The sequence below is a fragment of the Carnobacterium sp. genome (assembly GCF_049673005.1).
Lineage (GTDB): Bacteria > Bacillota > Bacilli > Lactobacillales > Carnobacteriaceae > Carnobacterium_A.
In genome coordinates, this window is record NZ_JBATXB010000066.1 from 21031 (window position 1) to 31084 (window position 10054).

12 protein-coding genes are annotated in these 10054 nt (G+C 32.9%); 11 read left to right on the forward strand and 1 reads right to left on the reverse strand.

The genetic code is table 11. The features are described from left to right. Window positions 1-385 precede the first annotated feature (385 nt). The 11 genes from WBF61_RS05325 to recN all read left to right on the forward strand — a co-directional run bounded on the left by WBF61_RS05325 (window position 386) and on the right by recN (window position 9665). Window positions 386-1450, forward strand: coding sequence for a M24 family metallopeptidase (locus WBF61_RS05325; protein WP_424254588.1), 1065 nt, complete (start codon window positions 386-388; stop codon window positions 1448-1450). 90 nt (window positions 1451-1540) lie between these two features. Beyond that, a complete protein-coding gene (gene efp / locus WBF61_RS05330) occupies window positions 1541-2098 on the forward strand; it encodes an elongation factor P (protein ID WP_424254589.1) in 558 nt (185 codons plus the stop codon). A 33-nt stretch (window positions 2099-2131) separates the two neighbouring features. Continuing rightward, window positions 2132-2557, forward strand: a complete 426-nt coding sequence (locus WBF61_RS05335) for an Asp23/Gls24 family envelope stress response protein (RefSeq protein ID WP_424254591.1) — start codon at window positions 2132-2134, stop codon at window positions 2555-2557. Further along, window positions 2554-2997: a transcription antitermination factor NusB gene (gene nusB / locus WBF61_RS05340; RefSeq protein ID WP_424254593.1), complete on the forward strand. Its 444-nt coding sequence runs from the start codon at window positions 2554-2556 to the stop codon at window positions 2995-2997. Before WBF61_RS05335 ends, nusB begins: the two co-directional genes overlap by 4 nt. Before the next feature lie 136 nt (window positions 2998-3133). After that, window positions 3134-3967, forward strand: coding sequence for a bifunctional methylenetetrahydrofolate dehydrogenase/methenyltetrahydrofolate cyclohydrolase FolD (folD, locus tag WBF61_RS05345; protein ID WP_424254594.1), 834 nt, complete (start codon window positions 3134-3136; stop codon window positions 3965-3967). Window positions 3968-3993: 26 nt separating this feature from the next. Beyond that, window positions 3994-5334, forward strand: a complete 1341-nt coding sequence (xseA, locus tag WBF61_RS05350) for an exodeoxyribonuclease VII large subunit (protein WP_424254596.1) — start codon at window positions 3994-3996, stop codon at window positions 5332-5334. Beyond that, a complete protein-coding gene (locus WBF61_RS05355) occupies window positions 5331-5570 on the forward strand; it encodes an exodeoxyribonuclease VII small subunit (protein WP_424254597.1) in 240 nt (79 codons plus the stop codon). Before xseA ends, WBF61_RS05355 begins: the two co-directional genes overlap by 4 nt. A gap of 14 nt (window positions 5571-5584) precedes the next feature. Continuing rightward, complete coding sequence (locus WBF61_RS05360; RefSeq protein ID WP_424254599.1) at window positions 5585-6481, forward strand: polyprenyl synthetase family protein; 897 nt, start codon at window positions 5585-5587, stop codon at window positions 6479-6481. 16 nt (window positions 6482-6497) lie between these two features. Beyond that, complete coding sequence (locus WBF61_RS05365) at window positions 6498-7325, forward strand: TlyA family RNA methyltransferase (RefSeq protein ID WP_424254601.1); 828 nt, start codon at window positions 6498-6500, stop codon at window positions 7323-7325. A gap of 146 nt (window positions 7326-7471) precedes the next feature. Further along, window positions 7472-7921: an arginine repressor gene (gene argR, locus WBF61_RS05370; RefSeq protein WP_424254603.1), complete on the forward strand. Its 450-nt coding sequence runs from the start codon at window positions 7472-7474 to the stop codon at window positions 7919-7921. Between the two features lie 34 nt (window positions 7922-7955). Further along, window positions 7956-9665, forward strand: coding sequence for a DNA repair protein RecN (recN, locus tag WBF61_RS05375; RefSeq protein WP_424254605.1), 1710 nt, complete (start codon window positions 7956-7958; stop codon window positions 9663-9665). A gap of 48 nt (window positions 9666-9713) precedes the next feature. Here recN and WBF61_RS05380 read toward each other — a convergent pair whose 3' ends face one another. Next, window positions 9714-9845 (reverse strand): DUF4044 domain-containing protein, encoded by a 132-nt coding sequence (locus tag WBF61_RS05380; RefSeq protein WP_424254606.1) that lies wholly within the window; start codon window positions 9843-9845, stop codon window positions 9714-9716. Window positions 9846-10054: the final 209 nt, after the last annotated feature.

Genomic DNA, 10054 nt, shown 5'->3' on the forward strand with positions numbered 1-10054 from the left:
TTTTTAGATTTATTAAAGATGAATCGCTATTTAATAAATAGCATAAGTAAAAAAGAAATCTTTCTTTCCACACATATATGTTATGTGGATAAGGATTTCTTTTTTTTCATAGTAGAAGAAAATGTTTGAAATAGATAATAATCGTTATTGATGTAAATCAACTACTAAAATGATAGCTATGTTAGATATCTTTTGTGTCTGTTCACAATAATTTAAAGTAAGCTATGTTGCTCATAGTATTATAAATGAGAATTTAAAAAGCAAATAATGTGAGCTATGTGAGGGGTTATTTCTTTTTGTCTAATAATTTGATATAATAGAATGAATTATGTTCACCTGTAAGGCTTAGTTTGATTCATTTAAAGCTAAAAAATAAGGAGTGAAATTGATGTCACGTCTAAATAAGATAAGAGAAAGTATGAAAAAAAGAAATATAGAAGCTTTACTAATTACAAGTCCTTATAATTTACGCTATGTATCTAATTTCACAGGAACGACGGGATTAAGTTTAATTACATTAGAAAAGGCCTACTTTGTAACAGATTTTAGATATACTGAACAAGCTATATCTCAAGCAATTGGATTTGAAATTGTTAAAAATAATGGACCGATATACGATGAGGTCGCTCGATTGGTGGAGGAAGATTCTATTGAAACGATGGGATTTGAACAAGATTTTGTTAGTTTTAGTACTTTTGAACTACTGGAAGAAATTATATCGAGTGAACTAATCCCTGTTTCAAATTTAATTGAAGAATTAAGAGAGGTAAAAGATTCTTCAGAAATTGAAATCATAAAGAAAGCTTGTTCTATTTCAGATGCAGCCTATAGTTACATACTCGGCGTTATTAAGCCCGGTATGTCAGAAATCGAAGTAGCTAATTTACTAGATTTTTACATGCGTGATTTAGGTGCAACTGGTGTGTCGTTTGAAACGATCGTAGCTAGTGGAGTGAGATCGGCAATGCCTCATGGAGTGGCAAGCAAGAAATTAATTGAAACAGGAGATTTTGTTACGATAGATTTTGGTTGCTATTATGAAGGGTATGTTTCAGATATGACTCGTACATTTGCAATGGGCGAACCTGATGCAAAACTGAAAGAAATTTACGCCATAACGCTAGAAGCTCAATTAAAAGTTATCGATGCTGCTAAACCGGGAATGACAGGTATTGAACTGGATGCTATTGCACGAAACCATATTTCTAGCTATGGCTACGGTGAATACTTTGGTCATTCAACAGGACACGGTATTGGTCTAGAAATACACGAAGGTCCAAATGTTTCCAAGTTAGCAACTAAGAAATTTGTCAAAGGGAATGTTATTACTGACGAGCCGGGTATCTACTTGCCTGGTATTGGCGGAGTTCGAATTGAGGATGATTTAGTTATCACTGAATTTGGAAATGAAATGATTGTTCATTCACCAAAAGAACTAATTATTCTCTAAACAATAGATTATTTATAATTTATTAGGCAGATGGTTGTAAAAATGATACACTAAAACAGAAAATAGGAACGATTCTAGGAGGAAAATATAATGATTTCTGTAAATGATTTTAAAACAGGTTTAACAATCGAGTTTGATGGTGGACTATGGCGTGTAATCGATTTTCAACATGTGAAACCAGGTAAAGGTGCAGCTTTTGTTCGTTCTAAGTTAAGAAATTTAAGAAATGGAAATGTACAAGAAAAAACATTCCGTGCTGGTGAAAAAGTTGGGAAAGCTCAAATTGATAATCGTAAAATGCAATTTTTGTATGAGAGTGGAGATGCTTATGTATTCATGGACTCTGATAATTATGAGCAAATTGAGTTGCCTGAAGAAGCTATCGAAAGTGAATTAAAGTATTTGAAAGAGAACATGGAAGTTCATATTATGATGTATAACGCTGAAATATTAGGTGTGGAATTACCAAATACAGTAACTTTGAGAATTGCTGAAACAGAACCTGGAATCCGTGGAGATACATCCTCAGGTGGAACGAAGACAGCTAAATTAGAAACTGGAACAAATGTTAACGTTCCATTCTTCGTAAACGTTGATGATATGGTTATTGTTAACACACAAGATGGATCATATGTTTCACGTGCATAAAAAAGTAAATATACACAATAGGAGGTCTAGATAATGGCTGAAGAATTAGGTTTTGCAGTAAATAAAACAAAAGCAACTTTAGGTGAAATAGAAGTTGCACCAGAAGTTATTGAAGTTATTTCAGGCATTGCTGCAAGTAAAGTATCAGGTGTTTACGCAATGCGTGGAAAGCTAAGTTCAGGAGTTTCTGAATTATTTGGTCGAGTAGATCATAAAAAAGGTGTTCATTTAACTTCAGATGAAGAAGGCTTAAAAGTCGACGTATATTGCTATTTGAATTATGGCGTTTCTGTACCTAAAGTAGCTTTAGAGTTACAAAAAAAAGTGCGTGAACAGCTAATACAAATGACAGATATCGAATTAAAAGAAGTAAATATTCATGTGGTAGGAATTGTGCCAGAAAAAACTGAATTAAAGGACTTGTTTAGTTTTGATGATGAAGATGGTGAAGCAGAGTGAGTTTAACCAGACGTGAAATTAGAGAAAAAGCATTACAATCTCTATTTCAATTATCAGTCAATGAAGGCCTTTCATCTCAGAGTGCTATGCAACAGGCTCTTATAATTTCGAATGAGTTAGCAGATGAAGTTGAAATAGTTTCAGTTCCTGAATATTTAGATATACTAGTTAATGGTGTTATTGAAAATCAGATCACTATTGATGATGAAATTCAAAAATATCTTGAGAACTGGTCAATGGAACGTCTTGCAAAAACAGATGTCATGATTATGCGAATTGCTATTTTTGAAATGCTTTATGTTTCAGAAGTCCCAGCAAAAGTTGCATTAAATGAAGCCTTAGAAATTACAAAGCTTTATAGTGATGAAAAATCAAGGAAATTTGTTAATGGAGTATTAGCAAATATCGTTAATAACATTGAAAAAAAAGAGGCTGAGTAGGCCTCTTTTTTCTTTTTAGATAAATGAGGAATGAAGGCATACTACATTATAGTATCGTATGGTAAAATAAGTAAGATGAAAAAGATAAAAGACTATTTAGAGTTAAAAGGTGGGATTTTCTATTAGTGCAATTATAATGAACGGTAAAAATTTAGCAACGGAAATGAATGAAGAAATGCAACTGATGGTTGATGAGTTAAAATCAAAAGGTATTACTCCAGGATTAGCAGTATTGCTCGTTGGAGAAAATCCTGCTAGTCAGACTTATGTAAAGAATAAAGCAAAAAGAGCCAACTCTTTAGGTTTTTACTCAATAGTAGAAAAATATTCTGAAGAAATTAGTGAAAAAGAACTTTTAAAAGAAATTCATCGTTTTAATGAAGATGATCGTATTCACGGTATTTTAGTCCAACTACCTTTACCGAAACAAATAAATCCTGAAAGTGTTCTAAATGCTGTTAACCCCGAGAAAGACGTTGATGGATTTCATCCAGTTAACATGGGAAAGTTATTAATAGGTGAACCAGATAAGATTGCGTGTACCCCTTATGGCATAATGAAGTTACTAGAACGTTATCAAATTGAAATTGCTGGGAAAACTGCTGTGATTATTGGCAGAAGTAATATAGTAGGAAAGCCAATGGCTCAATTATTATTGATGAATGATGCTACAGTTACTATAGCTCATTCAAAAACAAATCATTTAGCAGAAATAGCCAGAACTGCGGATATTCTAGTAGTAGCAATAGGACGAGGTCATTTTGTAACAAAAGAGTTCATTAAGCCAGGTTCAGTTGTTATTGATGTTGGAATGAATCGTGATGAAAAAGGAAAATTAATAGGTGATGTTAAAGCAGATGAAGTAGCAGAAATAGCGGGTTATTTAACTCCAGTTCCCGGTGGAGTTGGACCAATGACGATTACTATGTTATTGTTTCAAACAATTATTAGTGCTCAAAGAACAATTTAAATTTACAATGAGTCAGGAGGATTTTTTTGACAGAAAATTATTTGACCGTCACGGCTTTGACGAAATACATTAAAAGAAAATTTGAACAGGATCCTTATCTAGAAAGAGTTTACCTAACAGGAGAAATATCAAATTTCAGAAATCGACCAAATGCGCATCAGTATTTTAGTTTAAAAGATGATAAAGCAAAAATAGCAGCTTTGATGTTTAAGGGAGCTTATCAAAATTTAAAGTTTACACCTGAGGAAGGTATGAAAGTTTTAGTAATTGGTCGGATTTCTTTATATGAAGCAAGTGGAAATTATCAAATATATGTAGAACATATGGAGCCTGACGGTGTTGGAGCATTGTATCAAGCTTTAGAAGAAATGAAAGTTAAATTAAAAAAAGAGGGATTATTTGATGCACCAAAACAATTGATTTTTACTTTTCCTAAAAAGATAGCGATAGTAACTAGTCCAACAGGTGCAGTAATTCAGGATATTATAACAACGATTAAAAGACGTTATCCAATCGTGCAGCTTGTCATTTTTCCGACTTTAGTACAAGGGGCAAAAGCAGCGGATGATATTGTTAACAGTATAAGAATGGTTGAAGCTAAAGGTGATTTTGATACGATGATTGTAGCTCGTGGTGGAGGATCAATAGAAGATTTATGGCCATTTAATGAAGAAAAAGTAGCGAGAGCTATTTTTGAATCCAAAACACCTGTGATTTCTTCAGTTGGACATGAAACAGATACTACGATTGCTGATTTAGTAGCTGACATGAGAGCAGCAACCCCTACTGCAGCAGCGGAGCTCTCGGTTCCTCTACTTTCGGATGAATTAATTAAAATAGAACAAATGCGATTGCGTTTAATCCAAAGTTATATGAGAAAGTTAGAAGTCTTGAGTCATCGATTAAGTCGTAGTTTAGAATCATACATCTTTAAACAACCTCAAAGATTATACGAAGGGTATGCTCAGAATCTGGATATACTTTCAGATAGGCTTGAAAGAACATTATCTGAAAAAATACAGATAAGAAAGCAAGATTTAAAATTGATACATTATAAATTGATGGGAGCAAATCCGATCCAACTAATAGAGCAAAAGCAACGAGACTTACAATTACAGAATCAACGTTTACTTAACGAAATAGAGCGTTATATGCAAAATACAGTCAAACGAGTAGACTATGCGATGCAATCATTAGATTATTTAAGTCCTTTAAAGATTATGAATAGAGGATACAGCTATGTAACTAAAGAGGATAAAGTAGTTAAGGCGACTGAGCAAATTCAACTAAACGATCGTGTACATATCTATTTGCACGACGGTGAGTTTGAAGCAACAGTAATAAATAAAATGGAGGAAAAAAAATGAGTAATGATAAAAAAATAAAATTTGAAGAAGCAATGCAACAATTAGAAGAAATTGTCACCAATCTTGAAAGAGGAGATGTTCCTTTGGAAGAAGCACTTGATCAGTTTCAAAAAGGTGTAGGCTTAAGTAAAATTTGTAAAGAGACTCTTCAAAATGCTGAAAAAACGTTAACTAAAATTGTAAATGAAAATGGTGAAGAAATATTATTTGGAAATGAATCTGATTCGAAAGACTAGGGGTTGAAAAACAGATGGAGTTCAGCTTATTTGAAAAAAAAGAAAAGCCATTAATTGAAGCAGCGTTGATTAAATTTTTAGACAAAAGTGTTTCTCAAGAAGGAACTTTGAGTCAAGCGATGAACTATTCTTTAACAGCAGGGGGCAAACGAATTCGTCCTTTATTGTTATTAGCAACGGTTCAATCACTAGGTGGTGATGTTTCAAAAAGCTATGAAATAGCAACAGCTTTGGAATATATTCATACCTATTCATTAGTACACGATGATCTTCCAGCTATGGATAATGATGTATTGCGAAGAGGAAAACCGACAAATCACACTGTTTATGGCGAAGACATTGCTATTTTAGCTGGAGATGGTCTCTTGACTCTAGCATTTGAAATTGCTTCAGGAGGATCTCTGCCAGCCGGAAAAAAAATTGCCTTAATTTTAGCTCTAGCAAAAGCTGCTGGACCCAAAGGTATGGTTGCTGGTCAAACAGAAGATATAGAAGGAGAAAATCAGCAGTTGTCTTTAGAGTTATTGAAGGCTGTTCATGAAAAGAAAACTGGAGAACTATTGAAATTTTCCGTTCATGCGGGAGGCGTAATTGCTGATGTCCCACCTTTTGTAAATACATTGTTAGAAGAATTTGCCTCACACTTTGGTCTAGCTTTTCAAATTCTTGACGACATTTTAGATGTAATAGGCGACTCGAAAGAGTTAGGCAAGAAAACAGGGGGAGATGCTGCTTTAAATAAAAGCACATACCCAGGTCTTTTAGGACTAGATGGAGCAAAAAAGGCATTAAAAAGTGAACTAATAAGCGGGAAAAATAACTTATTACAAATTGAAAACTACTATAAAAATGCTGGTGGCAAATTTGATATCCAGTTATTATCTGAAATGCTTGATCTATTAAAACTTTAATAAAGGAGAGATTAAGGTGAAGAAAGAACGAGTAGATATTCTCCTAGTTGAACAAGGTTTATTTGATTCTGTCGAGAAGGCAAAACGAGCGATTATGGCTGGTGTAATCTTAACTGATAAAAATGAACGAATTGATACAGCGGGTGAAAAAATTCCTGTTTCAACACAACTAAAACGTAAAGGTGAGAAGCTACGTTATGTTAGTAGAGGTGGGTTAAAGTTAGAAAAAGCTATGTCTATCTTTGATGTAACAATAAAAGATAAAATAATGTTAGATATTGGTTCGTCAACAGGTGGATTTACAGATGCAGCTCTCCAGCACGGAGCTAAATTAAGTTATGCGTTAGATGTTGGAACAAATCAGCTTTCTTGGAAGTTAAGACAAGATTCACGTGTTGTAGTGATGGAACAGACAAATTTTAGAAATAGTAAACTAGAGGATTTTAAAAAGGGTCAACCCGATTTAGTTTCAATTGATGTATCTTTTATTTCACTACGTATTATTCTACCCGTGTTAAAAGAAATTATTTCTATCGGGGGAGATGTTTTAGCATTAATCAAACCCCAGTTTGAAGCAAATCGTAATGATGTAGGCGATAAAGGTATCATATACGATTCAGCAATTCATCAAGAGGTACTAACGAAAATCGTACGCTTTTCTCTTGATCAAGGCTATGATATTGAATCATTAAGTTTTTCACCAATTACTGGTGGACAAGGAAATATTGAGTTTCTTGCTCATTTGAAATGGAACAATAGAACAAATGGATTACTAAATGAAGCAATTGATCTTAATAAGGTAGTAGAGATGGCACATAAAAGTTTTCAATCGAAACAGAGTTAAAAATTGTATATTCATATACAATTTTTTTGCTTTTTTTCTTCAATATTTTGATAAACCTTATCTAAATTGCTGTTATATCTATATAATATGCGGTATGATGAGTAAAACGCTGTATAATTATACTCACACTAGAATGAGGTGGAATTATGAAGAAGAAAGAACGTCATCAATTACTTAAAAGACTTATTCAAGATCACGTAATTGAGAAACAAGAGGATTTTGTGTCTATTTTGAAAGAAAAAGGTATAGATGTAACTCAGGCTACTATTTCGCGTGATATTAAAGAATTACAATTAATAAAAGTGCCGTCTTTATCAGGTGGATATCGATATAGTTTACCACCGGATGTACATTATGATACTTCAAAAAAATTAGAGCGCTTACTAAGAACAGCATTTGTATCAGCTGATGTCCAAGATTACTTACTCTTGGTTCGAACAATTCCGGGAAATGCATTTGCACTGGGCTCATTGGTAGATTTATCAGAGTTTGAAGAAATATTTGGAACAGTTTCTGGAGACGATAGTGTTTTAATTATTTGTCGCTCTAATGAATTAGCTAAAAAAATGAAAAATCATTTTATTAGTATGTTATAAAATTAAATTTGGCGAGTTAATGGAGGTGAGTAAGTTGTTACAAGAATTAACCATTAAAAACTTTGCTATTATTCATGATCTAAGTCTTACTTTTGAATCGAGTATGACTGTCTTAACAGGTGAAACAGGAGCCGGGAAATCAATTATTATTGATGCTGTAGGGTTGTTAGCTGGTGGCCGGGGATCGAATGAATTTATCCGACATGGTGAAAGTAAATGTGTTTTAGAGGGGCTTTTCTCAATGGAAGGGAACCAAACTACTTATGATCTTTTAAAGCACTATGATATTGAAAGTGAAAATGATGATGTTATTATTCAACGTGATATACATCGTAACGGAAAAAATGTATGCCGTATTAATGGACGATTAGTGAATATAGCAACACTAAGACTGATAGGAGAAACATTAATAGATATTCATGGACAAAATGAGCATCAAGAATTGATGAACCCTGAAAGACATTTAATGATGTTAGATCAATTTGGTAATGAATCACTTCAGAAAACAAAAGAAGCTTATCACTCAACATTCTTAAACTATGCTGATATAAAGAAAGCTTATCGAAAATGGCAAAATAGTGAACAAGAATTTGCTCAAAGACTAGATATGCTAGAATTTCAAGCAAATGATATTGAGATGGCTGAGTTAATGGATAATGAAGAAGATGAGCTGTTAGAAGAAAAAAATTTATTAATGAACTACCAAAAAATTATGAATGCTTTATCAGAAAGCTATGATGCGTTACAAGGCGAAGAAAGTAATGGTATTGATTTAATAGGACAAGCAATGACAGAAATAGCGACAATTGAAGAAATAGACCGTACTTATAAACAGTTTTCGGAAGTTATTGCGAGTAGTTATTTTCAACTACAAGAAGTAGCTAGTGATATTCTTAGAGAAATTGATCAAATGGCTTACGATGAGGACAGATTAAATGAAATTGAAAAAAGATTAGAGTTCATCTACCAAATGAAAAGAAAATATGGAGAATCTATTAAAGAAATTAAGAGGTATTATGAAAAAATTATTATAGAAATCAATCAATTAAAAAATCGTGAAGATCATGTAAATAATCTTAAAAATGAAATGACTGTTTTGTCAAAAGAATTAACTGATAAAGGGATGACTTTGTCAAAAATGCGTCAAGAAACGGCCTTAACATTGGAAAATGCCATCCACGAACAATTTAAAGAATTATTCATGGATAAAGTCTTACTAAAGGTACATTTTTTTGAAAAAGCTAATGAGGATGTTTTAAGCAATGCTCATGAAAACGGCTTAGATCGTATCGAGTTTTATATAGCAACAAATCCTGGAGAACCTTTAAAGCCATTAGTTAAAGTGGCATCTGGTGGAGAACTTTCTAGAATTATGTTAGCGATGAAAACGATATTCTCAAAGAATCAAGGACTAACGAGTATTATTTTTGATGAAGTAGATACTGGAGTCAGTGGAAGGGTTGCCCAAGCAATTGCAAATAAAATATACATGGTTGCGATGCATTCACAAGTATTGTGTATCACTCATTTACCTCAAGTAGCAGCAATGGCTAATCATCACTTATTTATTTCTAAGACAATTATAGATGAACGAACAGAAACGCATGTTACAGCGTTAGAACATAGTGAAAAAATTAATGAAGTTGCTCGTATGTTAGCAGGTACAGAAATTACAAAATTAACAATCGAGCATGCAAAAGAATTAATAAATCTGGCTGAGGTTCAAAAAAGAAAGAATAAGTAAAAAAATCCGTTACTACAAAATTTTTGTAGTAACGGATTTTAATTTTATTTAAGAAGTCAGTAATGTAAATATAAAAGGTATAACCACAGTACCGATCATAGAAAACAGCATAATCCACACAAAGATTTTAGTTAATTTTTTTGTAGTGTTTGTTTGTTTAGTATCTTTCTTATTTGCCATGACATTATTCGCCTACTTTCATTGTGGCATATTTTCTTTATTTTACACTGAAAGAGGATGGATTATCAAGTTTTATTAGAAATAGTTTGTGTCAAGTTTTTCTCGAGCGCTCTATCACCATGCTAGTTTAGACGTTTTATTTTTGTACACTCATTAGCTACCGCACGGCTACGCCGCTTGCTGGCCCATCTTTTGGAAGAATATTCCTA